Origin of the sequence: Mesorhizobium sp. M0410, assembly GCF_040321435.1 — a bacterium.
Classification (GTDB): Bacteria; Pseudomonadota; Alphaproteobacteria; order Rhizobiales; family Rhizobiaceae; genus Mesorhizobium.
Genome location: NZ_JAMYRN010000006.1, coordinates 46186 through 72061, shown reverse-complemented (window position 1 = coordinate 72061; position 25876 = coordinate 46186). Strand labels below are relative to the sequence as shown.

The 25876-nt window shown below is 61.5% G+C and carries 27 protein-coding genes and 1 tRNA gene; 16 read left to right on the top strand and 12 right to left on the bottom strand.

Features of this window, described 5'->3' with window-relative positions; translation table 11 throughout:
• The first annotated feature begins 120 nt into the window (after positions 1-120).
• From serS to NKI63_RS10225, 4 genes are all read left to right on the top strand, one after another.
• Positions 121-1425: a serine--tRNA ligase gene (serS, locus tag NKI63_RS10240; RefSeq protein WP_352505849.1), complete on the top strand. Its 1305-nt coding sequence runs from the start codon at positions 121-123 to the stop codon at positions 1423-1425.
• Positions 1425-2183, top strand: coding sequence for a 5'/3'-nucleotidase SurE (gene surE, locus NKI63_RS10235; protein WP_352505850.1), 759 nt, complete (start codon positions 1425-1427; stop codon positions 2181-2183). The genes serS and surE overlap by 1 nt, the downstream gene beginning before the upstream one ends.
• Positions 2180-2845: a protein-L-isoaspartate(D-aspartate) O-methyltransferase gene (locus NKI63_RS10230; protein WP_352479785.1), complete on the top strand. Its 666-nt coding sequence runs from the start codon at positions 2180-2182 to the stop codon at positions 2843-2845. The genes surE and NKI63_RS10230 overlap by 4 nt, the downstream gene beginning before the upstream one ends.
• Before the next feature lie 263 nt (positions 2846-3108).
• The gene (locus NKI63_RS10225) at positions 3109-4641 is read left to right on the top strand and encodes a peptidoglycan DD-metalloendopeptidase family protein (RefSeq protein ID WP_352505852.1); all 1533 of its coding nucleotides are present in this window, start codon (positions 3109-3111) and stop codon (positions 4639-4641) included.
• 97 nt (positions 4642-4738) lie between these two features.
• Here the strand turns inward: NKI63_RS10225 and NKI63_RS10220 are convergent, their stop codons facing one another.
• Positions 4739-5614 carry an ATP-binding protein gene (locus NKI63_RS10220; protein WP_254818327.1) on the bottom strand — a complete coding sequence of 292 codons (876 nt, stop codon included), beginning with the start codon at positions 5612-5614 and terminating at the stop codon, positions 4739-4741.
• A 289-nt stretch (positions 5615-5903) separates the two neighbouring features.
• On the opposite strand from NKI63_RS10220, the gene yajC reads away from it, so the two are divergent.
• From yajC to NKI63_RS10195, 5 genes are all read left to right on the top strand, one after another.
• The gene (yajC, locus tag NKI63_RS10215; RefSeq protein ID WP_254818328.1) at positions 5904-6245 is read left to right on the top strand and encodes a preprotein translocase subunit YajC; all 342 of its coding nucleotides are present in this window, start codon (positions 5904-5906) and stop codon (positions 6243-6245) included.
• Between the two features lie 76 nt (positions 6246-6321).
• Entirely contained in the window at positions 6322-7368 is a 1047-nt protein-coding gene (locus NKI63_RS10210) for a SecDF P1 head subdomain-containing protein (RefSeq protein ID WP_254818329.1), read from the top strand.
• An 88-nt stretch (positions 7369-7456) separates the two neighbouring features.
• The gene (secDF, locus tag NKI63_RS10205) at positions 7457-10009 is read left to right on the top strand and encodes a protein translocase subunit SecDF (protein WP_352505853.1); all 2553 of its coding nucleotides are present in this window, start codon (positions 7457-7459) and stop codon (positions 10007-10009) included.
• Positions 10010-10024: 15 nt separating this feature from the next.
• Positions 10025-10414 (top strand): Mth938-like domain-containing protein, encoded by a 390-nt coding sequence (locus tag NKI63_RS10200; RefSeq protein WP_352505854.1) that lies wholly within the window; start codon positions 10025-10027, stop codon positions 10412-10414.
• 25 nt (positions 10415-10439) lie between these two features.
• A complete protein-coding gene (locus NKI63_RS10195) occupies positions 10440-11267 on the top strand; it encodes a phytoene/squalene synthase family protein (RefSeq protein WP_502900468.1) in 828 nt (275 codons plus the stop codon).
• A gap of 63 nt (positions 11268-11330) precedes the next feature.
• On the opposite strand, the gene NKI63_RS10190 is transcribed toward NKI63_RS10195, so the two are convergent.
• The 5 genes from NKI63_RS10190 to NKI63_RS10170 all read right to left on the bottom strand — a co-directional run bounded on the left by NKI63_RS10190 (position 11331) and on the right by NKI63_RS10170 (position 14110).
• Entirely contained in the window at positions 11331-11663 is a 333-nt protein-coding gene (locus NKI63_RS10190; RefSeq protein ID WP_352505856.1) for a type II toxin-antitoxin system RelE/ParE family toxin, read from the bottom strand.
• Complete coding sequence (locus NKI63_RS10185; protein WP_352505857.1) at positions 11647-11937, bottom strand: type II toxin-antitoxin system ParD family antitoxin; 291 nt, start codon at positions 11935-11937, stop codon at positions 11647-11649. Before NKI63_RS10185 ends, NKI63_RS10190 begins: the two co-directional genes overlap by 17 nt.
• A 71-nt stretch (positions 11938-12008) precedes the next feature.
• The gene (gene trmFO / locus NKI63_RS10180; protein WP_352689951.1) at positions 12009-13418 is read right to left on the bottom strand and encodes a methylenetetrahydrofolate--tRNA-(uracil(54)-C(5))-methyltransferase (FADH(2)-oxidizing) TrmFO; all 1410 of its coding nucleotides are present in this window, start codon (positions 13416-13418) and stop codon (positions 12009-12011) included.
• Between the two features lie 362 nt (positions 13419-13780).
• Positions 13781-13921, bottom strand: a complete 141-nt coding sequence (locus NKI63_RS10175) for a DUF1127 domain-containing protein (RefSeq protein ID WP_023678914.1) — start codon at positions 13919-13921, stop codon at positions 13781-13783.
• A gap of 48 nt (positions 13922-13969) precedes the next feature.
• Positions 13970-14110, bottom strand: coding sequence for a DUF1127 domain-containing protein (locus NKI63_RS10170; protein ID WP_254818335.1), 141 nt, complete (start codon positions 14108-14110; stop codon positions 13970-13972).
• A 222-nt stretch (positions 14111-14332) separates the two neighbouring features.
• Here NKI63_RS10170 and NKI63_RS10165 point away from each other — a divergent pair, with 222 nt between their 5' ends.
• Positions 14333-15451: a DUF2157 domain-containing protein gene (locus tag NKI63_RS10165; protein ID WP_352689952.1), complete on the top strand. Its 1119-nt coding sequence runs from the start codon at positions 14333-14335 to the stop codon at positions 15449-15451.
• The gene (locus tag NKI63_RS10160; RefSeq protein WP_352689953.1) at positions 15448-16032 is read left to right on the top strand and encodes a GDYXXLXY domain-containing protein; all 585 of its coding nucleotides are present in this window, start codon (positions 15448-15450) and stop codon (positions 16030-16032) included. The genes NKI63_RS10165 and NKI63_RS10160 overlap by 4 nt, the downstream gene beginning before the upstream one ends.
• Positions 16033-16121: 89 nt before the next feature.
• Here the strand turns inward: NKI63_RS10160 and NKI63_RS10155 are convergent.
• A tRNA-Leu gene (locus tag NKI63_RS10155) sits at positions 16122-16206 on the bottom strand.
• A gap of 342 nt (positions 16207-16548) precedes the next feature.
• On the opposite strand from NKI63_RS10155, the gene tig reads away from it, so the two are divergent.
• The 5 genes from tig to NKI63_RS10130 all read left to right on the top strand — a co-directional run bounded on the left by tig (position 16549) and on the right by NKI63_RS10130 (position 21482).
• Positions 16549-18024: a trigger factor gene (gene tig / locus NKI63_RS10150; RefSeq protein ID WP_352689973.1), complete on the top strand. Its 1476-nt coding sequence runs from the start codon at positions 16549-16551 to the stop codon at positions 18022-18024.
• 161 nt (positions 18025-18185) lie between these two features.
• Positions 18186-18707 (top strand): hypothetical protein, encoded by a 522-nt coding sequence (locus NKI63_RS10145; protein WP_352689954.1) that lies wholly within the window; start codon positions 18186-18188, stop codon positions 18705-18707.
• A gap of 212 nt (positions 18708-18919) precedes the next feature.
• Positions 18920-19273 (top strand): c-type cytochrome, encoded by a 354-nt coding sequence (locus NKI63_RS10140; protein ID WP_502896050.1) that lies wholly within the window; start codon positions 18920-18922, stop codon positions 19271-19273.
• Positions 19274-19420: 147 nt separating this feature from the next.
• Entirely contained in the window at positions 19421-20353 is a 933-nt protein-coding gene (locus NKI63_RS10135; protein WP_352479773.1) for a heme o synthase, read from the top strand.
• Between the two features lie 316 nt (positions 20354-20669).
• Positions 20670-21482 carry a DUF2189 domain-containing protein gene (locus NKI63_RS10130; protein ID WP_254818341.1) on the top strand — a complete coding sequence of 271 codons (813 nt, stop codon included), beginning with the start codon at positions 20670-20672 and terminating at the stop codon, positions 21480-21482.
• Positions 21483-21547: 65 nt separating this feature from the next.
• Here the strand turns inward: NKI63_RS10130 and NKI63_RS10125 are convergent, their stop codons facing one another.
• From NKI63_RS10125 to ctaD, 5 genes are all read right to left on the bottom strand, one after another.
• Positions 21548-22021 carry an aminoacyl-tRNA deacylase gene (locus NKI63_RS10125; RefSeq protein WP_254818342.1) on the bottom strand — a complete coding sequence of 158 codons (474 nt, stop codon included), beginning with the start codon at positions 22019-22021 and terminating at the stop codon, positions 21548-21550.
• 144 nt (positions 22022-22165) lie between these two features.
• Complete coding sequence (locus tag NKI63_RS10120) at positions 22166-22570, bottom strand: cytochrome C oxidase subunit IV family protein (RefSeq protein WP_352689955.1); 405 nt, start codon at positions 22568-22570, stop codon at positions 22166-22168.
• A 10-nt stretch (positions 22571-22580) separates the two neighbouring features.
• On the bottom strand, positions 22581-23303 hold the full coding sequence (locus NKI63_RS10115) for a heme-copper oxidase subunit III family protein (protein WP_254818344.1): 723 nt from the start codon (positions 23301-23303) through the stop codon (positions 22581-22583).
• A gap of 13 nt (positions 23304-23316) precedes the next feature.
• Complete coding sequence (locus NKI63_RS10110; RefSeq protein ID WP_352508764.1) at positions 23317-24021, bottom strand: cytochrome c oxidase subunit 3; 705 nt, start codon at positions 24019-24021, stop codon at positions 23317-23319.
• Positions 24018-25787 carry a cytochrome c oxidase subunit I gene (gene ctaD, locus NKI63_RS10105; protein ID WP_352689956.1) on the bottom strand — a complete coding sequence of 590 codons (1770 nt, stop codon included), beginning with the start codon at positions 25785-25787 and terminating at the stop codon, positions 24018-24020. The genes NKI63_RS10110 and ctaD overlap by 4 nt, the downstream gene beginning before the upstream one ends.
• Positions 25788-25876: the final 89 nt, after the last annotated feature.

The following is a 25876-nucleotide window of genomic DNA, read 5'->3' as shown; positions in this document are numbered from 1 at the left end:
GATCTCCCCACCCGTGGGGGAGATGTCCGGCAGGACAGAGGGGGGCGCGAAGGAACTCTGCCTTGACGCCTTGCATCGATGCGGTTTACCCCCTCTGGCCTACTCAAGGACGAACAGACCATGCTTGACATCAAATGGATTCGCGACAACCCGAAGGCCCTTGTCGAAGCGCTCCAGAAGCGCTCGTGGTCGGCTGAGGATGCGCGGTCCACGGTCGACGACTTGATCGCGGCGGATGAGGCGCGGCGCGAGCATCTGACCGAGCTGCAGGCCAGACAAGAACGCCGCAACGCCGCCTCGAAGGAGATCGGCAATGCCATGCGCTCGGGCGACGCCGCTCTTGCCGAAAGGCTGAAGGCCGAGGTCGGCGAGATCAAGGCCTTCATCCAGAATGGCGAGGCGCGCGAGCGCGAGCTCGACAAGGCGCTGAACGATGTGTTGGCTGTGCTGCCAAACGTGCCGTTCGACGACGTGCCGGTCGGCAAGGACGAGCACGACAACGTCGTCAAGCGCGTCGTCGGCGAGGTGCCGACGCGGCCGAACTGGGTGAAGGAGCATTTCGAGATCGGCGAAGCGCTCGGCATGATGGATTTCGAGCGGGCAGCACGGCTTTCCGGCTCGCGCTTCACCGTACTCAAAAGCGGCCTGGCGCGGATGGAACGCGCGCTCGGCCAGTTCATGCTGGATCTGCACACCACCGAGCACGGCTATGTAGAGATCCAGCCGCCGTTGATGGTGCGCGACGAGGTGCTTTTCGGAACCGGGCAACTGCCGAAATTCGAGGAGGATTTATTCTTCGTTCGGCACGGGGACGGCAGGCTTGGCCTGATCCCAACCGCCGAAGTGCCGCTCACCAATCTCGTTCGCGACGAGATCACGCCGCACGAAAAACTGCCGCTGCGCTATACGGCGCTGACGCCGTGCTTCCGCTCCGAGGCGGGCTCGGCCGGGCGCGACACGCGCGGCATGCTGCGCCAGCACCAGTTCTACAAGGTCGAACTGGTGTCGATCACCGACCAGGAGACTTCGGTTGCCGAGCATGAGCGCATGACCGAATGCGCCGAGGAGGTGCTGAAGCGGCTCGGCCTGCCGTTCCGCACCGTGACGCTGTGCACCGGCGACATGGGCTTTGGTGCGCGCAAGACCTACGACATCGAGGTCTGGCTGCCCGGCCAGAATGCCTATCGCGAGATATCGTCGTGCTCGGTATGCGGCGATTTCCAGGCGCGGCGCATGGACGCCCGCTACAAGGACAAGGACGGCAAGGGCAACCGCTTCGTCCACACGCTGAACGGTTCGGGCACCGCCGTCGGCCGCGCTCTCATTGCCGTCATCGAAAATTACCAGAACGAGGACGGCAGCGTAACCATTCCTGAAGCGCTTCGGCCTTACATGGGCGGTCTGGAAAAGATCGAATCGACATAATGCGCATCCTTCTGACCAACGACGACGGCATCCATGCCGAGGGCCTTGCATCACTCGAACGCATCGCGCACACGCTGTCGGACGACGTCTGGGTGGTGGCACCGGAACAGGATCAGTCCGGCTATGCGCATTCGCTGTCGATCTCGGAGCCGCTGCGGCTCAGGAAAATCGGCGAAAAGCACTTTGCGGTGCGCGGCACGCCGACCGACTGCGTCATCATGGGCGTGAAGAAGATCCTGCCCGAAGCGCCTGACCTGATCCTGTCCGGCGTCAATTCCGGGGCCAACATCGCCGACGACGTCACCTATTCGGGCACGGTCGCCGGCGCCATGGAAGGCGCGCTGCTCGGCGTGCGCTCGATCGCCATCAGCCAGGCCTATTCCTATGTCGGCGAGGACCGCGTCGTTCCCTACGAGACCGCCGAAGCGCTGGCGCCGGCGCTGCTCGAAAAGCTCGTCGCCATGCCGTTGCCGGACGGCGTGCTGCTCAACGTCAATTTTCCGAATTGTACGCCGGAAGAGATCGCCGGAACTGTGGTTACTTCGCAGGGCAAGCTGGTCCACAGCCTGTGGGTCGACGAGCGGCGCGACGGGCGCGGCTTGCCTTACTACTGGCTGCGCTTCGGCCGCGAGCCGGTCGAGGGCAAGCAAGGCACCGACCTCCATGCCTTGCGCAATCGGCTGGTGTCGGTGACGCCGCTGCAGCTCGATCTCACCGCGCATGAAATCCGCGATCAACTGGCCAAGGCGCTCGCATGAACTCAAACCACGCTGCAACGGTCGACGAGCGCGAAGGTTTCGCTGCCTTCCTGCTTCGCCTGCGCGGCAGGGGCACGGTGCCGAAGGCGCTGATCGCCGCCTTTGAGGCGACGCCGCGGCGCGGCTTTCTGTCTCCGCATTTTCACTCCATAGCCTGGTCGGACCGTATGCTGCCGATCGAATGCGGCGAGGCCATCGAAGGCGCCGACCTGCAGGCGGCGGTGATCGCGGCACTTGCGATCGAGCCGGGCAACCGCGTGCTCGAGATCGGCACCGGGTCGGGCTACACGGCGGCGGTGATGTCGCGGCTTGCCGCGCGGATCGTCACCATCGACCGTTACAAGACGCTGGCCGAACAGGCCCGGCAGCGCCTTGAGGCACTCGCCATCGGCAATGTCATCGTGCGTCAGGCGGACGGTTCCAACGGACTGGCCAACGAAGCGCCGTTCGACCGCATCGTTGCCTGGGCGGCCTTCGACAGCCTGCCGCGCTTTCTCCTCGATCAATTGTCGAGCGGCGGCATCGTCATCGCGCCGATCGGACCCGACGAGGGCGAGCAGGTGCTGGCCAAGCTTACCAAGGTCGGCAGCCGCTTCGAACGCGAGGATATCGGCCTGGTGCGCCTGCAGCCGATCCTGCACGGTGTCGCCGCAGTGATCTAGGCTGTGTCGATATTCAGGTGAGGTCGGCCTGCAAATGGCGGTTTCCTCCGCTTCCGGTGCTCATGTACCCAAAAGTACGCTCCGCTCCGGTTCTCGGAACCTACCATTTTCGGCTCGGCCTGACCTGAATCTCGGCACACCCGGCGCCCGGATCCTGGAATATTTTAAGAAAATTTGCGCCTGATTCTACAGGTTTAACCGACCGGTAACATTAACGCGCTTTAATCGCACTCAGTTGTACCGGGTCTGTGCGGGTTAGTGCGATGCAATTCAGTGTTTTGAAGGCAAACGGACGCAATCTGGCGCGTGGCTGCGCCGTCCTCATGATCGCAGGCGCTGCGACGGGGTGTAGTTCCCAGGTGGCGCGGTTCAACAGCGTCGACGACGTGTTCACCGCCTCGACCAACAACCAGCGCGCCATCATCGACAAGCAGGATGCTGCCCAGCCCTATCCGGGCGATGTTGCGGCCGCGCCGATCGACGGCAGCCACACCCAGTCGGTCAGCCGCTCAAGCCTCGAACCGGTCACGGCGCAGCAATTGCCACCGCCGGCTCCCGCCCTGGCACCTGCCGCCCGGCCGGTGCGTACCGCTGCCGCGCCGGCCCTGGCGCCTGCCGCTCCTCGTGTCGACAGGACGGCAACCGGCACCGTCGCTCCGGCGGCAAGGCCGTTCAAGAACGCCGAGCCCGACGCGCCGCGCATGGCGACGGCCGCCGGCGCGCCGCATGCAACCGAGATCGTCGTCAAGGACGGCGAGACCATTTCCGGCCTGTCACGGCGCTACGGCGTGCCGGCCGATGCCATCATGAAAGTCAACGGGCTGAGCGCGACCAAGGGGCTGAAGACCGGCCAGAAGCTCGTCATCCCGGCCTATGCGTATTCGAGCAACGGCGCCGCGCCGAAAGTCGCCGACGCCAAGCCCGCGAACGGCACCAGGCACGACCAGCCGGCCGAGGCGCCGGCGAAGGTGGCCGTGCTGCCGCAGCAACCGAAGCTCAGGGAAGGCAAGTCTGCCGCGCAGGTGGACGCCTCGGCTGCCGCGAGCCAGCCGAAGGATGGAAAGACTGCGGCGAAGGTGGCTTCGGCGACGGCCAAACCGGCCGGTACCGGCGGCACTTACACGGTTCAGCAAGGCGATACGCTGTCCGCCATTGCCAGAAAGACCGGCGTCGGCGTCGTTGCGCTGAAGCAGGCGAACGGCATGCAGGATGGACTGCTCAAGATCGGCCAGACCCTGAAAGTGCCGGCAGGCGGAACCGCTGTCGTCGCCGGCGTGAAGCCGGCAAAGGTCGATCCGGTGACGACGGCTACCACCCAGCCGCCGGCCAAGGCCACGCCGACGCAGACGCTCGCCTCCTACACGCCGCCGAAGAAGGATGCGAAAGTCATCCAGCAGGCCGAGGACGACGATGCGGTGGCGCCGGACGCGACCGGCATCGGCAAGATGCGTTGGCCGGTGCGCGGCCGCGTGATCTCAAGCTTCGGCGGCGGCAAGGACGGCGTCGACATTGCCGTGCCCGAGGGGACGCCGGTCAAGGCGGCTGAAAACGGTGTCGTCATCTATGCCGGTGACGGCCTCAAGGAATTCGGCAACACGGTGCTGGTGCGGCACGAAAACGGTCTGGTCACTGTCTACGGCCACGCCAGCTCGATCGAGGTGCAGCGCGGCCAGAAGGTCAAGCGCGGCCAGGAAATCGCCCTGTCCGGCATGAGCGGCACCACCGACTCGCCGAAACTGCATTTCGAAGTGCGCAAGAACTCGGCGCCGGTCGATCCTTCGACCTATCTCGAATAGACGACGAAAAGCGATTTGCGGGCCACCTGACCTTCAGCCCGCCGAGGAAGTCCGCTTCGCAAGGTGCGGGCTTCTTCTGCTGTTAGCCCTTGAGCGGCTAATCCTTCAGCGGCTTGCCGAGCCTGCCAGCCAGGTCCTGGGTGAACTGCCAGGCGACGCGGCCCGAACGGCTGCCGCGCGTCGTCGCCCATTCCAGCGCCTCGGCGCGCAGCGTCTCGGGATCGATGGCGAGATCGTGATGGCGGACATAGCCGTCGATCATGTCGAGATATTCGTCCTGCGAACATTTGTGGAAGCCAAGCCACAGGCCGAAGCGGTCCGACAGCGAAACCTTCTCCTCGACCGCTTCGGACGGATTGATCGCCGTCGAGCGCTCATTGTCGATCATGTCGCGCGGCAACAAATGCCGCCGGTTCGAGGTGGCGTAGAAGATGACGTTGGCCGGGCGGCCCTCGACGCCGCCTTCAAGCGCTGCCTTCAGCGATTTATAGGACGTGTCGTCATGGTCGAATGACAGGTCGTCGCAAAACAGGATAAAGCGGAAGGGCGCTGCCTTCAGCAGGCTCATCAGCTTCGGAAGCGTGTCGATGTCTTCGCGATGGATCTCGATGAGCTTGAGCGGCAGGTCGAGCTTGGTCGAAGCGTTGACCGCGGCGTGCACGGCCTTGACCAGCGACGATTTGCCCATGCCGCGCGCGCCCCACAACAGCACGTTGTTGGCGGCATAGCCGGAGGCGAAGCGCTCGGTGTTGTCGACCAATATGTCGCGGACGCGGTCGACCCCGCGGATCAGGCCGATGTCGACGCGGTTGACCTTGAGCACCGGCTCCAGATAGCCGGGATCGGCCTGCCAGACGAAGCAATCGGCGTCGCCGAGGTCGGTTTGCGGCACCGGCGGCGGCGCGAGGCGGGCGATCGCCTCGATCAGACGGTCGAGCTTCTGGCTCAGGATATCGATGGTGCTGTCGGTCATCTCTTGTCTTTTTGTTCGCATTCGGGACGGTGCGGCAGGCCAACCTACCTGATTTCAGCGGTTTCGAAACTCGTCCCAAGCATTTGTTCGGGCATCATCTTTTGCGAAAACCGAGCGTCGCTTTTCGGGATCACCCTCTAACACGGCTCACCAGGCCGGAAAAGCAGCCGATTTGCCCGGCCGCGCAGTTGCATTGGCAACGTTACCGACTATATTCCGGCCAAATTTGGCGGGGCCGTCAAATTCCCAGAACGGTTTGCGGCTGTTTTTAAAATTCAGGAGTACCTCGATGTTCGTGACACCGGCATACGCCCAAGGCATCGGCGGGGACTCGTCCGCAATGTTTATCCAGATCGTGCCGTTTGCTCTGATTTTCGTGATCATGTATTTTCTGATCATCCGGCCGCAGCGCACGCAGCTGAAGAAGCGCGGCGAGATGCTGGCGGCGGTTCGCCGTGGCGACACCGTCGTCACCGGCGGCGGCTTTGTCGGCAAGGTGACCAAGGTCATCGACGACAACGAGCTCGAGATCGATCTCGGCGGTGGCACCAAGGTGACGGCGCTGCGATCGACGATCGCCGACGTGCGCGTCAAGGGCGAGCCGGTGGCGAACCAGAACGCCAAGAAATAACCGAATTGTCGGCGGAACGATCCGCGGGCAGGGCTCTGACGAACGACGGCATATGTTCCACCTTTGGCGCCTGAAGATGATCCTGAAGTGGCTTGCCTTGGCCGGCACGGTTGTCTTCCACGCGACTAATATCTTCGCCGCCGGTTTGCATACCACGCGACCCGAATGGCTTGCCGAAAGCCAGTCAATAGTTGAAGCAAGCCAGCAAGATGGTCCACACATCCTGCTCAGGTTGGATGTGACCGACGTGATCGAGGGCCGGCTGAAAGCGACACGCGACGAGGTCCGGTCGCTGCTACGCGAAGCAAGGATCGGCTATACCGGCCTTGCCAGTTCGGCTCGGACCGTTCAGGTGCACATAACAGATCCGGCTCAGCTTGACCTCGCCAAGGCGGCAATCAAAACGGTGACCGATCCTGTCGCGGACAGCGGCGTCCAGGAAATGACCCTGGACGACAGTGAGCCCGGCCTGCTCAAATTCACCGTAACGGATGCAGGTTTGAAGTATCGAACTTCGGCCGCGCTTGCACAGTCGGTTGAAGTCATCAAAGATCGTATCCGCGACCTGGGCGCCACCCACCCGGTGGTTCGGTCAACGAATGAAGACGGCATATTGGTCCGCACGTCGGGCGTTGCCGATCCGCAAAGGCTAGGACAAATTCTCACCCGGCCCGGTCACCTGAGCTTCCAACTCGTTGATCTGTCGATGCCAGTCGACGAGGCAATCAGCGGCCGCCCGCCCGTCGGCTCGGCGGTTTTTTATTCGATGGACGATCCTCCGGTTCCCTACTTGATCGAAAATCGGGTTATCCTTTCAGGTAAAAATGTGCTGGATGCGCAAGCAACCCGCAATTTGGCGACCGATGAACGCGTCGTCTCATTCCGGCTTGATTCCCGGGGTACGGCGCGTTTCAAATGGGCTACGACGCAATATATCGGCAAGCCGTTTGCGGTTATATTAGACGATAAGGTTATTTCGGCGCCTGTTATCCGAGAGCCCATTGAAGGCGGCACCGGTCAGATATCGGGAAATTTCACCGCTGAAAGCGCCAATGACCTCGCCCTGCTGCTGCGCACCGGCCCCTTGCCAGCAAGATTGACAATCGCCGAGGAAGCACGATAGGGCCGGCCGTGGTCAGAATTAGAAATATGCCCGCAAACCGACCGATGGCGGAATGCTGCCGCTTGTACGCCTGAACGGATAAGAACTGATGCTTTATTTTTCGCGCTTCAAGATGATCCTGATCTGGCTGGCCGTGGCCGCCACAGTGGTCCTCGCTGCGCCCAACCTTTTTTCCGCCAGCACGCTGGCCAAGTTGCCCGACTGGGTGCCGAAGCGGCAGATGACGCTCGGCCTCGACTTGCAGGGCGGCTCGCACATCCTGCTCAGGATGGATCCGAACGATCTGATCAAGGATCGGCTGGAGACGACGCGCGACGAAATCAGGACGCTGCTGCGCGATGCCAAGATCGGCTATACCGGCCTTTCCGGAACGGGCCGCACGGTGCAGGTCCGCATCACCGATCCCGCACAGATCGACGCTGCCAAGACAGCCTTGAAACCATTGACCAATCCGGTGGCCGCAGGCCTGTTCAGCGGCGGCTCCATCCAGGAGATGACGCTGGATGATTCCGAGCCCGGCCTGCTCAAATTCTCCGTCACCGATGCGGGAATCAAATATCGCACCTCGACGGCGCTGACGCAGGCGATCCAGGTTGTCGAGCGTCGTGTCAACGAACTCGGCACCACCGAGCCGATCGTGCAGCGCCAAGGCGACGACCGTATCCTGGTGCAGGTGCCTGGTCTGCAGGATCCGCAACGGCTGAAGGAAATTCTTGGCCAGACTGCCAAGCTGACCTTCCAGATGGTCGACCAGTCGATGCCGGTGCAGGATGCGCTGAACGGCCGCCCGCCGCCGGGATCCTCGGTGCTGTATTCGCAGGACGACCCGCCGGTTCCGTACCTGATCGAGAACCGCGTCATCGTTTCCGGCGAAAACCTGGTCGATGCCCAGGCGACGTTCAATTCCCAGACCAACGAGCCGGTTGTTTCGTTCCGGTTCGATTCGAAAGGGGCGCAGCGGTTCGGCCAGGCGACGGCACAGAATGTTGGCAAGCTGTTTGCCATCATCCTCGACAATCAGGTGATTTCGGCGCCGCAGATCCGTGAACCGATCCCGGGCGGCACCGGACAGATATCGGGGAATTTCACCGCCGAGAGCGCCAACGATCTCGCCGTGCTGCTGCGCGCCGGCGCCTTGCCAGCGACGCTGACGGTAATCGAAGAGCGGACGGTGGGGCCGGGACTTGGCCAGGACTCCATCCATGCCGGCAAGGTCGCCGGCATCATCGGGTCGATCCTGGTGGTGGCATTCATGTTCGTCGCCTACGGTTTCCTCGGCTTCCTCGCCAACATCGCGCTGGCGGTGCATGTGGCGATGATCGTCGGGCTGCTGTCGCTGCTTGGAGCGACACTGACCCTACCCGGTATCGCCGGTATCGTGCTGACCATCGGCATGGCGGTCGATTCGAACGTTCTCATCTATGAACGCATCCGCGAGGAGCGACGTGCCGGCCGCTCGGTCATTCAGGCAATCGATACCGGTTTCAGCAAGGCGCTGGCGACCATCGTCGATTCCAACGTGACCTCACTGATCGCGACCGTGGTGCTGTTCTGGCTCGGAACCGGGCCGGTGAAGGGCTTTGCCGTCACCTATGCCATCGGCATCCTGACCACGGTCTTCACCGCCTTCACCTTCACACGCCTGCTCGTGTCGATCTGGCTTCGCCGCGCCCGTCCGAAGGAGTTGCCGCGGGCGCCTGTGACGTTCATTCCACCAGGCACGAAAATTCCGTTCATGGGTATCCGGCGCTGGACGTTCACACTGTCCAGCGTGCTTTCGGTGCTGTCGGTCATCGGCTTCATGACCATCGACATAAATTACGGCATCGATTTCAAGGGCGGCTCACTGATCGAGGTGCAGTCCAAGGTCGGCAATGCCGATCTGGCCGACATCCGCGGCAGGCTGACGGAACTTAATATCGGCGAGGTGCAGGTTCAGCAGTTCGGCGAACCGAACGACGTGCTGATCCGCGTCGGCACGCAGGCGGGCGGCGAGAACGCTGAGCAGACCGTCATCGACAAGGTGCGCGGCGAGCTGCAGGATCAGTATGATTTCCGCCGCGTCGAAGTGGTGGGGCCGACGGTCTCGGGCGAGCTTGCCAAGCAAGGCACCATCGCCATGCTTATCGCGCTGCTCGGCATCCTGATCTATGTCTGGTTCCGCTTCGAATGGCAGTTCGCGGTCGGCGCCATCGTTGCGACCGTGCACGACGTGGTCATGACGATCGGCTTCTTCGTTATCACCGGCCTGGAATTCAACCAGTCGTCGCTGGCGGCGATCCTTACCATCATCGGTTATTCGCTCAACGACACCATCGTCGTCTATGACCGCGTTCGCGAGGATCTGCGAAAATACAAGCGAATGCCGCTGCCGCAACTGCTGAACAACGCCATCAACGAGACGCTGTCGAGGACGACGCTGACCTCGGTGACGACGATCCTGGCGTTGCTGGCGCTGGTGCTGTTCGGCGGCGAGGTGATCCGCTCGTTCACCATGGCGATGCTGTTCGGCGTCGTGTTCGGCACCTATTCGTCGATCTTTATCGCCGCGCCACTGCTTATCCTGTTCAAGCTGCGGCCGCAGGCCACAGCGTCCGATGAGGAAAAGCCGGTGGGCGGCGGCAAAGCCATAGCTACCTGACGGCTTGCCTCAAAAGTGGCCAAGGGCATCGTCATCCGCGAGGCGCATTTCCCGGGCCGCGCACCGATCGAGGCTTACGGCAATGGCGGTTTCCGCTTTGCCGACATGTCGCATCGCGGCTCGCTGCTGTGCCTGCCTTCGGGCATCTATGGCTGGGAGCCGGCCGATCCGTTGGCGCTGACGGCAGCGGATTTCGCCAAGCTGTTCAACGAGGCCGCCAAGGTTGAGATCCTGCTGGTTGGCAGCGGCAAGGATCTGAGACCATTGCCTGCCGCGCTGCGTACGGCACTGAAAGAAGCGGGCATTTCCGCCGATCCGATGTCGACGGGGGCGGCGGTGCGGACCTATAATGTGCTGCTGGCGGAAGATCGCGCCGTGGCCGCAGCGCTCATCGCCGTCGACTGACGTGGCCGAAAACACCAAACTCGTCATGGAGACGGTGCGTGCCGCCGACTATGACCGCTATCTCAGCGTGCTCTATGCGCCCGAGAACAAGCGTGACGCGCTGTTTTCGCTCTATGCCTTCAACGCCGAAATCGCCGGCGTACGCGATCGCATCCACGAGGCGCTGCCGGGCGAGGTGCGGCTGCAATGGTGGCGCGACGTCATCGCCGCCGAAGAGGATCGGACTCAGATCGGCCATCCCGTGGCGGACGCGCTGAGGACGGCGATTTCCGCTCACCGCCTGCCTAAGGCCGCTTTCGACAATATGCTCGAAGCGCGCATCTTCGATCTCTATGACGATCCGATGCCGTCACGCACCGACCTCGAAGGCTATTGCGGCGAGACTGCCGCAGCACTCATCCAGCTTGCGGCGATGGTGCTCGATCCGGTCCAAGCGCCGCGCTTTGCCGATCTTGCCGGCAGGGCAGGTTGTGCGCAGGCGATGACCGGTCTCCTGCTTCTGCTGCCGCTGCATCGCAAGCGGGGACAGTGCTTTGTCCCGGCCGATATTTTGGCTGCGGCGGGATCGTCGCCGCAAGAGTTCGTTACAGGTGACGGCGGGCCGGGCGCGGAACGCGCGGTCGCCGCGATGATCGCGCTGGCACGCGAGCATCTTTCCGCTTTCGAGCAGGGGGCGTTCGCTCTGCCGGTTTCACTGCGCCCGGCCTTTCTGCCGCTGGCTCTGACGCGCGCCTATCTCGACCAGATGGACGGCTCCCGCCATTCACCGCTTGATGGCGCGGTACGGCTTTCGGCCTTGCGCCGGCATTGGCTCTTGTTCCGGCGTGCGACGCAAGGCTGGCCGGCTGTGTGAAGGCTGATTGCTAATGAGGAAATCCGGCCTGCGGCGAGCATCGGCCCGGCTGAGTAGTTTCCATCATGATGGATCACTTGATCCGCCATCGCGCATCAGCATTTCATAGTCGCGACCGCCATAGAAGATGTTGACGATGCGGACGACATCATCGTCGACAACATAGGCGGGTGATAGCCGAGTGCTCGAACGGCACCGTTCGCAATCCTGGCGCAATGTCGCCGCGCGGCTGGCCGCCACGCGGTGCATTGCCGATGTTTTGACATCGATCTTCGATGCGCAGGACGATTTCAATGCAACGTCAGGATTTCCACCAGTCTCAACAATATGCCGGAAAATATCGGCCAAATTATTTTGGGCGTCTTCGCGATATTCGACCTCAAGGCGCCGAATCATCGGCGCGGCTCGAATACTGCGCGACGAATTCCCTAAGACGGGCACGAACTTCTTCGCCTGAAAGGTTTGGCCTTGTGTCCTCGATCGAGGCCTTCACGCGCGCCCGGATCGAGGCCATGCGCTCGGCATGTTCTTCCTCTTCGCGCTGGAAGGCGCGAAGAGCCGCGCGGACGACCTCGCTCGCCGATCCGTAGGAGCCGTCCTCGACCTTTTCGCGGATCATTCGCGCCATGGCGGGTGTTACGGTGACGGACAGTTTCTCAGCGGATTCCATGGGATTTGGCTCGCGATACAAAGTAGGATATTATCCTACTTCTCCGCCGCGAAATCCGCAAAAACCGAGATCTATTCCGCAGCTTGCGCTGTTGCAGGCAGCCCCAGCCATTCGCGGCAGTCGGCGAGCGCGCGCGATGTCACCGCGTGCCGCTTGGCGACCGTCTTGTCCTTGCCGCGCAGCCGCTTGCCTTCGATCTTTGGCGCCTCCACGGGCGGGAACAGGCCGAAATTGACATTCATTGGCTGGAAAGAGCGCTTTCCCGGCTCGTCGTCAGAGACAATATGGCCACCAGTGATGTGGTTGAGCAGCGCGCCGAAAGCGGTGGTCAAGGGCGGCAGGGACGGCGCATGGCCAAGCCTTTCGGCGGCGGCGAAACGCCCGGCGAGCAGGCCGATGGCGGCACTCTCGACATAGCCCTCACAGCCGGTGATCTGGCCGGCAAAACGCAAGCCGGGCCGCGACTTCAACTGCAGCGAAGCGTCGAGCAGCGTCGGCGAATTGATGTAGGTGTTGCGGTGCAGGCCACCGAGGCGGGCGAATTCGGCGTGTTCCAGCCCGGGAATGGTGCGGAATATGCGCACCTGCTCGGCGTGCTTCAGCTTGGTCTGGAAGCCGACCATGTTATAGAGCGTGCCCAGCGCATTGTCCTGGCGAAGCTGAACGACGGCATACGCCTTTACAGACGGATTATGCGCATCGGTCAGTCCCATCGGCTTCATCGGCCCGTAGCGCAACGTCTCGACGCCGCGCTCGGCCATCACCTCGATCGGCAGGCAGCCGTCGAAATAGGGCGTGCCTTCCCACTGCTTGAATTCGGTTTTCTGGCCGTCGACCAGCGCCTGCACGAAGGCAAGGTACTGCTCCTTGTCCATCGGGCAGTTGATGTAATCCTTGCCGGTGCCGCCGGGGCCGACCTTGTCGTAGCGCGACTGGAACCAGCAGATGTCCATGTCAATCGTGTCGAAATGGACGATCGGCGCGATGGCGTCGAAAAAGGCGAGCGCGTCGGCGCCGGTCGCTTCCGCGATCGACTGGGCGAGCGACGGCGCGGTCAGTGGACCGGTGGCAACGATCGCCTGGTCCCACTCCGCCGGCGGCAGGCCGGGCACTTCCTCACGCTGGATGGTGATGAGCGGGTGGGCTTCGAGCGTTCTGGTCACCGCTTCGGAAAACCCGTCGCGGTCAACGGCAAGCGCACCGCCGGCCGGCACCTGATGCGCGTCGCCGGCGCTCATGATCAGCGAACCGGCGAGCCGCATTTCGGCATGCAGCAGGCCGACGGCATTGGTTTGCGCATCGTCGGAGCGGAAGGAATTGGAACAGACGAGCTCGGCCAGCCCGTCGGTCTTGTGCGCGTCGGTACCGCGGACGGGACGCATTTCATGCAGGACAACGGGAACGCCGGCTTCGGCCGCCTGCCAGGCGGCTTCGGAGCCGGCGAGACCGCCGCCGATGACGTGAATGGGATTTTTGCTCATGAGCGCCGAAATAGTCGCTTGGCGCAAGGATTGCAATTGCATGGCTGACGGGGGAAGCCGCCCCAAAAACAACAACACCCGCCGGGGGAGGAGGTCCGGCGGGTGTCGTTTTGTTGGTCGATCCTCGGGAGGAGGTGAAGATCGACCGTATTCGTCATTGCCGGGGAGGAGGTCGGCTTTGACGAAATTCTTTTCGCCATTTGAAGGGCGCGAAACCCTTTTAGAAACAACCTGGAAACAGCGCCCGCCGGGGGAGGAGGTCCGGCGGGCGCCGTTTTTGTGGTCAACCCTCGGGAGGAGGTGAAGGCTGACCGTATCCGTCAGGGTCGGGGAGGAGGTCGACCCTGGCGAAATTCTTGTGGTTAGATCGCCCTGCGGGCGACCATCTTGATCTCGTCGCGGACGATGCCGAGATCGTTGAGCTGGCGGTTCGACAGGCGACCCAGCTCGGTAACCGTCTCGCGGTAGACGCGCCAGTTACGATAGTTGCGGATCAGGTTCATTGTCGTTCTCTTTTCAAAACTGGTTCGGACCATTTGCGGCCCGAAGGATTAGACCGACTTGCGGGCGACGTAGTGAATGTCGCTGCGGCTGATGCCGAGATCGGTCAGTTCACGGGTGCTCAGGCGGCTCAGCTCGGACACGGTGTCCCTATAGCGGCGCCAGTTGCGATAGTTGCGGATCAGGTTCATGGTAGTCTCGTTTCGTCTTTCTTTCGGATCATTCCGTCTTTGTGTGCACCGTGAAAATAGGTGGGGTCATATCGATTTAAAAGCGCTATTGGTGCATGGCAGCAATGCAATTTGTGCAATGCAACATTAACGCGCGTCCGGTTTTCCGCCCAGATCGGAAAAATGCCGTTAGGTCAAACGCTTGGCCGGACAAGCTAAAAGGACCAAGCAGAGGGGAGGGGCATGGCGGGCTATTCGTCACGGGTCAGGTCGGATATCGCACGATGGCAACAGGCCGGCCTGATCGATGCGCCGACAGCCGTTGCGCTGACGCGCGACGTCGAGGCAAACGAACGCAAATCGCTGAGTTTCGGCTCGATCCTGGCGATGATGGCGGCGCTGCTGTTCGGCGCCGCTATCCTCATCTTCATCGCCGCCAACTGGGAAGTCATCCCGCGGTTGGTGCGGGTCGCGGCACTTTTTGCCGTTATCCTTGCCGGCTATGTCGGCGGGGCGGTGCTGAAGATGCGCGACCATGCGGCGATCGGCGAGGCGCTGTGGATCGTCGCGGCAGCAGCGTTCGGCGGATCGATCGCGCTGATCGGCCAGATGTATCATTTGTCGGGCGACGAGGCCTCGGCCTTGATCACCTGGGGCGCCGGTACGGCGCTGGCGGCGGTGGCGCTGCGTTCAAACCCGCTGACCGTCGCTGCCGTCGGCATCGCCGATGCCTGGCTGTTCCTGAGAGGGTTCGACTACTTCCGGCGCACGGAATTTCCGCATCTCTTCGTGGTCATGGCGCTAATTCTGTTCGCCGTTTCGTTCTGGACGCGCAGCCAGGCGGCGCGCCACCTGATCATCCTGTCGGTCCTTTTCTACCTCGTGCTGTTGGCCATGGAATATGACACGCTGCACGTCGCCATCCCGCTCGTTGCCGCATCGGTGCTGCTTTTTACCGCTGCGATCTTTGCTGCCGGGCCGGTCGAGAGGGTTTTGCAACTCGGCGGCAGGTTGCCCTTGCACGCGCTGATCGGCTTTCTCACCGGCCTGGCGATGATCCAATTCGAACTGGCGGATGAAAGCAGCTACAATGGCGGCTTCGCCATTGCCTCGGCTGTTGCGCTGGCCGGCATCGTCGCGGCGATCGTGCTGGGCGGCCGCGAGAGCCGGGGACTGCGCTGGGTTGCTTATGCGGGCTTCGCCTTCGAACTCGCCATCATTTATGTGGTGATGCTGCAATCAATGCTCGACACGGCAGGCTTCTTGCTTGCGGCGGCGGTACTTCTCGCCGTTCTTGCTTTCATTATCATCCGCATAGAAAAGCGCATGAACGCCTCGAACATGACAGGAGCGGCGGCATGATGACCGGCAAAAGACTGATCATCTCGGCGCTGGTCCTGGCGCTCGTCCAGATCGGCTTTCTGAGCTGGATCATCGCCGGACGCGCGGCGATCCTGCGCGATGGCAAGCAGGTCCTGCTCAGGGTCGAGCCGATCGATCCGCGCGATCTCTTGCGCGGTGACTACATTCTGCTCGGCTACGATATTTCGCGCATACCGGTGAAACTGATCGGCAACATTCCGGCCGGCAAGCTTTCCAGCGAGGAAACGTCGATCGTGGTCAGGCTGAAGCAGGGCGCCGATGGCTATTGGGGGCCGACCGCGGCTTGGTTCGGGCAAGCGCCGGCGCCGGCAGCATCCGGTGAAGCCGATATCGTCGGACACGTCTCCGAGGGCTGGGATATCAGCCAGGGAGCAACGACGATCGCGCCGGAGTACGGCATCGAGCGCTTCTATCTGCCGAAAGGCGAGGGGATAGCGATCCAGAACGACATGCGGGTGCGGCCGTTCGGCATCCGCGTGGCGATCGCGGCCAACGGCACGGCGCAGATCAAGGCGCTGGTGGACGGCGACAAGACACTGTTCGAGGAGCCGCTTTATTAGATCGCTACTGCCTTGCCAATGACCCTCCTTCGCCAGGGCTTCGGAGGAGCTTCGAGTGGCCTGCCACCCGAAGCTCGAAGAGCGAAGGGTGGTGCGGATGAAGGGACTCGAACCCCCACGCCTTTCGGCACTGGAACCTAAATCCAGGGCGTCTACCAATTCCGCCACATCCGCATTGCCCGGCCAATCCCATGTAGCCATCATTCTGTCAATGTCAGAGCCCACATCGGCATCATTGGCCGGAATGCAAAGATGGTTGAAAATCGGCCGCGCCTGTGACAAAAGGCGTGTCGAATGTGACGGGACGCGACGATCCGCTTCTGCAGAATGTGATAAGAAGTAGGAAAAACAAAGACTTATTCACATTTTGGAGCGTATTTCTGGAGGATTTGTGCCGCGCTGAGCGGACAGATCGCCAAGTCCCGCACCAAAAGCCATTCCCGGCAAGATCATACCGGCAGGCTGTAAACGGCAGGGGCCGTTTGACGGCCTCATTGGTGGAACAAAGGTTTTATGATGCAGGTCACCGAAACGCTCAACTCCGGTCTCAAGCGCGAGATCAAGATCACCGTGCCGGCTGGTGACATGGAAGCCAAGCTGATGGCGCGGCTCTCCGATGCCAGGAACAAGGTCCGCATCAACGGCTTCCGCCCCGGCAAGGTGCCGGTGCAGCATCTGCGCAAGGTCTACGGCAAATCGTTCATGGCCGAAGTGGTCAACGAGATCCTCAATGACTCGACCCGTTCGATCATCACCGGGCGCGGCGAAAAGGCTGCCATGCAGCCCGAAGTGATCATGACCGAGGACGAGAAGGAAGCCGAGAAGATCCTGGCAGGCGGTGCCGACTTCGAGTTCCGCCTGAACTATGAGGTCATTCCGCCGATCGAGATCAAGGATTTCTCCGACATCAAGGTGACGCGCCAGGTGTTCGACGTGCCGGATGAAGAGATCGACGAGCAGGTCAAGCGTGTCGCTGAATCCGCCCGCACTTACGAGCCGAAGACCGGCAAGGCCGCCGAGGGCGACCGCGTGACCATCGATTACGTCGGCAAGATCGACGGCGAAGCCTTCAACGGCGGCGCCGGCACCGATCAGCCGCTGGTGCTCGGCTCGAAGGAATTCATCCCCGGCTTCGAGGACCAGCTGGTCGGCAGCAAGGCCGGCGACGAGAAGCAGGTCACGGTTACCTTCCCGGAAAACTACCAGGCGACGCATCTGGCCGGCAAGGAAGCCACTTTCGACGTGACCGTCAAGGAAGTGTCGAAGCCCGGCGAACTTGAGATCAACGACGAGATGGCCAAAAACCTTGGCCTGGAATCTCTGGAGCGCCTCCGCGAGGTGGTGCGCGGTCAGATCGAGAACCAGTTCGGCTCGATAACGCGCCAGAAAGTCAAGCGGCAGTTGCTCGACCAGCTCGACGCTGCCTACTCGTTCGAGGCGCCGTCCAAGCTCGTCGAGGCCGAGTTCAACAACATCTGGAACCAGGTCAATCGCGATCTCGAAGCTGCCGGGCGCACCTTTGCCGACGAAGAGACGACGGAAGAAGAAGCGCGTGCCGAATATATGCGGCTTGCCGAGCGCCGCGTGCGTCTCGGCCTGGTTCTCGCCGAAATCGGCGAGAAGGCCGGCGTCACCGTGACGGACGAGGAACTGCAGCGCGGCCTGTTCGAGCAGGTACGCCGCTATCCGGCCAACCAGCAGCAGGAAGCCTTCGAATTCTATCGCAACAATCCCGAAGCGCTGAACACGTTGCGCGCGCCGATGTTCGAAGAGAAGGTGGTCGACCATCTGCTCGGCCAGATTTCGGTCACCGATGTCAAGGTCAGCAAGGAAGAGCTGCTGGCCGACGACGAGGATACGGAGACAACCAAGGCCAAGCCGGCGAAGAAGGCGGCTGCGAAAAAAGCGGACGCAAAGAAGGCCGACGACGACGCCGAAGAACCGAAGAAAAAGGCCGCGCCGAAGAAGAAGGCCGCCAAGGACGCTGAATAACGTTCCTGCTGAATTCCGAAAGGCCGCCTTCTCGAGGCGGCCTTTTTCGTTGTGGCGCAGACGCAACGGATTTCACGTATCTGGCGGTCGAGGTAGCGATACGAAACTTTGATGATTATCTGCGCTGGGTTGCGAAATCGCAGCGGTTGTTGGAGGCATCGTTGAGACAGTTCTTCGGTATCGGAAGCGTGGCGGCGGCGTTCCTGCTTGCGTCGGTCTGCGGCAGTGCCCAGGCTGATACGGTTCTCGCCAACTGGCGGTTCGACAAGAGCAGCGATGGCCTTGTCACCGCCTCGCTTTACGCGACCAACAAGCTCATCACCGGCGGCGGCGCATTGAGCTACAGCCCGGTTTTGACGATCGCCTGCCGGACAGCCGGCGAACCGCGTTGGAGCGAATGGCTGCAGCTGAGCGACACCGTTTCCGCCAGCCGAACCATCGCCATGTCGGTGACTGTCGACCAATCCGCCAAGCTCAACGAAAGCTGGTCGGTCGGGCCGCACAGCAAGATGCTGGTCCGCGACGGTGCTGACGGCATCAGGCGACTGATTTCCGCGGACCGGCTGCTGCTGTCCTGGCGGTTCGGGCTGCTGTCGGGGCGCGGCAAAGCCGAGTTTGACCTCGCCGGAGTTGAAGAGGCGGTCGGCCGGATCGCCGCCACCTGCAACACCAAATTGCCTTGAGCGGATTGTCCGCATTAATCCATTGCATGATCGAACTCTACCTGCCGGCCGGGTTCCGTGGTATGTAGGTGCCGCAACTCCAGGCAGTGGATATCCGTTCTGCCATTCAAGAGCGCATGCCAGCGGACTAAAGGTGGGCCTGCGCAGGTCAGCCAGGGCAAATTGGCGATCAGGGAGGAAATGCCATGCGTGCCATTGTGTTTTTTATCGTAATGTCCGTCGCCACCGTCATTGCCGGCCCCTCGCGGGCACAGGATGCGGCGGCGGGTGAGAAGGTCTTCGCCAAATGCAAGGTCTGCCACGTCGCAGACAAGGACCAGAACAAGGTCGGTCCGTCGTTGAACGGCGTCATCGGCCGAACGGCCGGCACGCATCCAGGGTTCAGCTATTCCAAGGCCATGACCGAGGCCGGCAAGTCGGGCGTCAAATGGGACGAAGCCACGCTGACGACCTACCTTCGCGATCCCAAGGCGATGGTCAAAGGAACGAAGATGGCGTTCGCCGGCCTCAAGAAAGACGAGGACATCGCCAATGTCATCGCCTACCTGAAGCAATTCTCCAAATAGCGCGGCTCTTCCGCCGGATCTTGGTATCGCAAACAGGTCGAGGCATAGCCTCGGCCGCAATCTGCCGGCAGTGTCGGTGGTGAGGGCGGCTCGTTGCAAAAAAGACATTGGCCGGCTAGGCTGCCGTTCCCATCGGTGGTCGTCTGAATGTCGACTGAAGAAAGCCGTCTCAAGGATACCGGCATCCGCCTCTCGGAGGCGACGGCGGGCGATTTCATTGCGCTCTTGAAACCGCGGGTCATGGCGCTTGCCGTGTTTACTGCCTTCGTCGGCCTGATGATGGCGCCCGGCGTGATGAATCCAGTTATCGCCGTAATCGCCATCGGCGCAATCGCGGTTGGAGCGGGAGCCGCCGGCGCGCTCAATATGTGGTACGACGCAGACATAGACGCCTTGATGTCTCGCACGTCCAAGCGACCAATTCCGTCCGGTCGCGTCACGCCTGGCGAAGCTCTCGGCTTCGGTCTGGTGCTTTCCGCACTGTCGGTCATGACGCTCGGCGTGTTGGTGGGGTGGCTCGCCGCATCGTTGTTGGCGTTCACCATCTTTTTCTATGTCGTTATCTACACAATGTGGCTGAAGCGCTCGACGCCACAGAATATCGTCATAGGCGGCGCGGCAGGTGCCCTTCCTCCGGTGATCGGGTGGGCGGCCGCAACAGGCGCAATAGGCATTGAAAGTCTCATTCTGTTTCTGATCATTTTCCTTTGGACGCCGCCTCATTTCTGGGCGCTGGCCCTTTTCAAGGTCGGCGACTATGCCGCGGCGGGCATCCCGATGATGCCGAATGTGGCCGGCCAGCACTCGACCAGAAAACAAATCTTCGCCTATTCGTTGCTCTTGGCGCCAATCGGCGTGCTGCCTTGGGGCTTCGGCTTCGCGAGCGGATATTACGGCACTGCTTCAGCCGCGTTGGGTGCAGGTTTCATTTGGCAGGCTTGGAAGGTTCTCGTCGCCGACAAGGAGATGAAGCCGGCAAAGGCGCTGTTTGCGTATTCGATTGTCTATCTTTTCGCAATATTTGCGGCGTTGCTTGCCGACACCATTGTAATGCGAGTGATCGCTTCAGCCGGCTATTGACTCCGGCTCAAAAAATCACGTTGGCAGAGCACAAAATCCCAGCAACAGCAGAATAACGACGCCAAGGCCGAGTATGAGAACTGTCCTTCCGTCCATGACCTTCACCTTCGACTAGAAGAGCATATCGAAGAACCACGTCCGTAGCTAGTCGGGCTACCCGGGACCTCCTACTCCCGGGCCTTCCTACAAAGCGCGACAAGTCCCCCGCATGAGAGTATATTGATCATGGTGCAGGTCGCGGTTTGCGTGGGCCAATCATGCAGAACGGCAGCACCGTAAAACGCGACCTTACCGGACCTGGTCTGGAGGAATGGTCATGGCAAGCTTTCACGTGATAGCAGGCGCCAGCGAGACGCTGGAACACACCAGAATTCGAAAAATCGGTGTCTCCGATCTTTTTGATGCGCTCAGGCGTGGCGTCGATGATTTCATGGTCAAGCCGTCGCACATCGTATTTCTCTGCCTGATCTATCCGATTGCCGGAGTCGTGCTTGCTGTCTGGACATCAGGCAACAACACGCTGCCGTTGCTGTTTCCGCTTGTGTCCGGCTTTGCGCTGATTGGTCCGTTCGCGGCGATCGGCCTCTATGAGATCAGTCGGCGGCGGGAAGCCGGGCTCGACGCCTCGTGGAGACACGCCTTTGAGGTCAGGAGTTCTCCAGCGCTGCCGGCTATTGCAGCGGTCGGTGTCATGCTGCTTGCGATCTTCATCGCCTGGCTTTTGACGGCCCAGATATTTTACCAGACCCTGTTCGGACCGGCGCCGCCGCAATCGCTGTCCAGCTTCATCAGTGAAATATTCGCCACGGGACGCGGCTGGACGCTCATCATCCTGGGTCACGCCATCGGCTTCGTGTTCGCGGCGGTTGTGTTGTGCACCACGGTCGTCGCATTCCCGTTGTTGCTCGACCGCGATGTCGGCGCCTACGAAGCCATCCACACCTCGGTGCGCGTTGTGCTGGCCAACCCGATCGTGATGGCGGTGTGGGGCCTTATTGTCGCCGTCGCCCTGATCATCGGATCGCTGCCAGTGTTCGCCGGGTTGGCAGTCGTGCTGCCGATCCTTGGCCATGCCACCTGGCATGTTTACCGGAAAGTTGTGGAATCGCCGCCGGCGACCAGACCGTGAGCTGAAAAAATGCACTCTGCCCGCACCGGCGAAAGTGCCGGTGCGGGCAGGGTGAGGCAGAGCTTTCAATAGGCGGGGTGGCTGAAACGGGCTTGGCGCGCGTCCTTTGTCAGGTCGCGGAAATCTTTGCCGCTCACATGCACAAGCGTCTTGTGGTCGCCGCCCTCGAAATAGATTTCGGGAGCGTCGCCGAGGCTTTCATCGAGAACCACCGGCACATCATAGGCAGCGCCGATCGGCGGCACAGCGCCGACGTCGCAATCGCCGAACAACGAGACCACCTCGTCTTCGGAGGCAAGTCCAAGAGGCTTCTCCATGACATCCTGCAATGTCGCGAGTTCTATCCTGTGCGTGCTTGGAACCACGGCGAGCGCGTAGCCACGGTCGTGGTGAACGACCACCGATTTGGCCATTATGCTGCCGGGCACATGTGCCGCAATGGCGGATTGTCTGCTTGTCGCGGTGCGGTGATGCTCGACGGTGTCGTAGGAAATTCCTTTCCTATCGATGAAGTCCTTCAGTCTGTTTGCGATGGTCATCTTGGGCGCCCCTTGCTCGTGTTCGCGACGCATGTGGAAACGCCGGCATCGCCTGTCGTTTCCGATATCAACAGAAATGGACCAGCCATGGATTGTTTCAAGGCTAAGCCTCAAGGACCGGACCGCGTGGATCCGGACTGCATGTCAGGGCCCGGCCCCGAAAAACGCCATTCGGGTGAGCAGCGTGTAGTCCGCTTCGAAGACCATCATCGTCACGAACACCAGCACCAGCACGGGCGGCAGGATGATCGCATATGTCAGCGCCAGCCGTTCCCAGGCCATGTGCATGAAGATGGCGACGATCAGTCCGGCCTTGAGCATCATGAAGATCAGGATCAGCGACCATCTGAGATAGCCATGGAGACCGAAATAGTCGACCAGATAGGAGCAGGTGCTGAGGATGAACAGCCATGCCCACACCACCAGATAGAGCTTGATCGGGTGCTCCTGATGAACCTCCGCCGGGGTAACGCCGGTCGTCGTCGCATCATGCCCATGGGCGCTGTCCAGTGCGTGTTGTCCCAGGCCGTTTGCGGTTGCTTCAGCCATGTCCTGCCTCTCACCAAAGATAGAAAAATGCGAAAATGAACACCCAGACCAGGTCGACGAAATGCCAGTAGAGCCCCATGATTTCGACGTTCTCGTAGCGCCCCCTCCGGCTGGTGAAGAAGCCGGGCCGTCCGACGTCGAAATCCCCGCGCCAGACCTTTCGCGCCACGATGATCAGGAAGATCACCCCGATCGTCACATGCGTGCCGTGGAAGCCGGTAATCATGAAAAAGGATGCGCCGAACTGTGCAGCGCCCCAGGGATTGCCCCAAGGCCGCACGCCCTCGGTGATCAGCTTGGTCCATTCGAAGGCCTGCATGCCGACGAAGGTCGCGCCGAGTGCTGCGGTCAAGAGCATCAGGACTGCCGTCTTGCGGCGGTCGCGGCGGTAGCCGAAATTGACCGCCATGGCCATCGTTCCGCTGCTCGAGATCAGCACGAAGGTCATGATGGCGATAAGGATCAGTGGAATGTCGGAGCCGCCGATGCGCAGGGCGAAAACCTCGCTCGGATTGGGCCACGGCACGCGTGTTGAGATACGCGCGGTCATGTAGGAGAGCAGGAAGCAGCCGAAGATGAACGTGTCGCTGAGCAGGAAGATCCACATCATGGCCTTGCCCCAGGACACGTTTTTGAACGCCCGCTGATCCGAGGACCAGTCGGCGGCGATGCCTTGCCAGCCTGCGGGCCGCGGCTCTGTTCGGCCGATGTGGGCCAGTGTCGTCTCTGCCATCCGCCCGTTCCTCCTAGGTCAGCAACCCTCGGCAAATGTCGATTAAAGTCGAAGCCCAGCCGGCCAGAAGCGCAAAGATGGCGAGCCAGACGAAAAGCAGGAAATGCCAGTACATCGCGCACAGCTCGACACTGAGGCGAAGCCGCTGCGGCTGCGCTCCGTTCCAGGCACCGACGCTCGTTCTGCCCAGCCCGACCAGTCCTCCCAGTATATGCAGGCCATGCATTCCCGTTAGCAGGTAGAAGAAGCTGTTGGCCGGATTGGATGCCAGAAAATAGCCGTCCGCACTCAGTTCCCGCCATGCCACAAGCTGTCCAATCAGGAAGACGAGCGCCGTGAGTCCAGCTGTGGCGAGGCCGAGCCTGACCATGTCCACTTGACCCTTGCGCGCCGCGAGCGAAGCGCACTGTATCGCAATGCTGCTCAAGACCAGTACGCCGGTGTTAAGCCAGAGCAGGGGCGGGATGGGCAGAGGCCGCCAATCCGACAGCGCCATGCGCATGAAGTAAGCACTGGTGAACAGCGCGAACAGGCAGCCGACGACGGCAAGGAAGACGCCGAGACCGATCTTTGCGGTCGGCAGCGCCGATCGGTCCAGAGCGACAAAATCCCCGGCCATGCTTTGCTCGAGCCACGGCTTCGTCATTAGCCGCTGATGGGAAAGCCACCACCCAGCAATACCGGCGATCACGAGCAGGAAGACCAGGATTACGCTCATGCCGGCTCCCTGGAGGGCGCGAAGGAGCCCGGAACGTTTTGTGGTATGAAGTCCTCCTTGGCTCCCGGTACGCTGTAGTCATAGGCCCAGCGATAGACGATCGGCAAATCCTTGCCGAAATTGCCGTGGGCGGGCGGTGTTTGCGGCGTCTGCCACTCGAGCGTCGTTGCCCGCCACGGATTGCCGCCAGCCTCACGGCCATGGCGGATGCTCCAGATGAGGTTGAACAGAAACACAATCTGGGCAAAACCGACCATAAAAGCCATGATGCTGATAAACGAGTTCAGGTGGTGGGCCGATTCCGTCATGATCGTCATGTCGGTCAATTCGTTGTAGCGCCGCGGCACGCCCATCAAGCCGAGATAGTGCATGGGAAAGAAAATCAGATAGGCGCCGAGAAAGGTGATCCAGAAGTGGAACCGGCCCAGTGTCTCGTTCAGCATCCGGCCGGTGACCTTTGGGTACCAGTGGTAGATCGCCCCGAAAATCACGAGGATCGGCGCAACCCCCATGACCATATGGAAATGGGCGACGACGAACATCGTGTCCGACAGCGGAACGTCGACGACGACATTGCCGAGAAACAAGCCGGTCAGCCCGCCATTGACGAAGGTAACAATGAAGGCGAGGGCGAAAAGCATTGGAATGGTGAGGTGGATATCGCCGCGCCACAGCGTCAGCACCCAATTGTAGACCTTGATGGCGGTCGGAACGGCGATGATCAGTGTCGTGGTGGCGAAGAAGAAGCCGAAATAGGGATGCATGCCGCTGACATACATATGGTGCGCCCAGACTACGAAGCTCAACGCGCCGATGCCGACGATGGCCCAGACCATCATGCGGTAGCCGAAGATGTTCTTGCGCGCATGGGTGCTGATCAGGTCGGACACGATGCCGAAGGCCGGAAGCGCAACGATGTAGACCTCCGGGTGGCCGAAGAACCAGAACAGATGCTGGAACAGGATCGGGCTGCCGCCGCCGTGCTGCAACTGTTCGCCCATCTCGACGATCGCCGGCATGAAGAAGCTGGTGCCGAGCGCCCGGTCGAGAAGCATCATCACGCAGGCGACGAACAGCGCCGGGAAGGCGAGCAGCGCCATGACGGTGGCGGTGAAAATACCCCAGACAGTGAGCGGAAGGCGCATCAGCGTCATGCCGCGCGTGCGGCCCTGCAGCACCGTCACGACATAGTTCAGGCCGCCCATGGTAAAGCCGACGATGAACAGGATCAGCGAGACGAGCATCAGGATGATGCCCCAGTCCTGGCCGCCTGGCGTACCGGTCATGATCGCCTGCGGCGGATAAAGCGTCCAGCCGGCACCCGTCGGTCCGCCGGGCGCGAAAAAGCTCGACACCAGAACCAGCACGGCCAGCAGATAGATCCAGTAGCTCAGCATGTTGACATAGGGAAAGACCATGTCGCGAGCGCCAACCATCAGCGGGATCAGGTAGTTGCCGAAGCCGCCGAGGAAGAGTGCGGTGAGCAGGTAGATCACCATGATCATGCCGTGCATGGTGATGAACTGGTAGTAGGCTTCCGGGGTGATGAAATCGAATGTGCCGGGGAAACCGAGTTGCAGCCGCATCAGCCAGGAAAGCACCAGCGCGACCATGCCGATCGCTGTCGCCGTCGCCGAATACTGGATGGCAATGACCTTGGCGTCCTGCGAGAAAACGTATTTCGTCCACCAGCTGTGCGGATGGTAGAGTTCCATTTCCGCGACTTCGGCCGGCGGTACCGCATCTGCAGGTGTGATATCGACCATAGGAACACCTCCGTGCCCTTTTCGGCCAAGCCCGACAGTTCGGGCCTGCCGCACATTTTCAATCCCGACGGCGCACCGTCGTTTCGGTT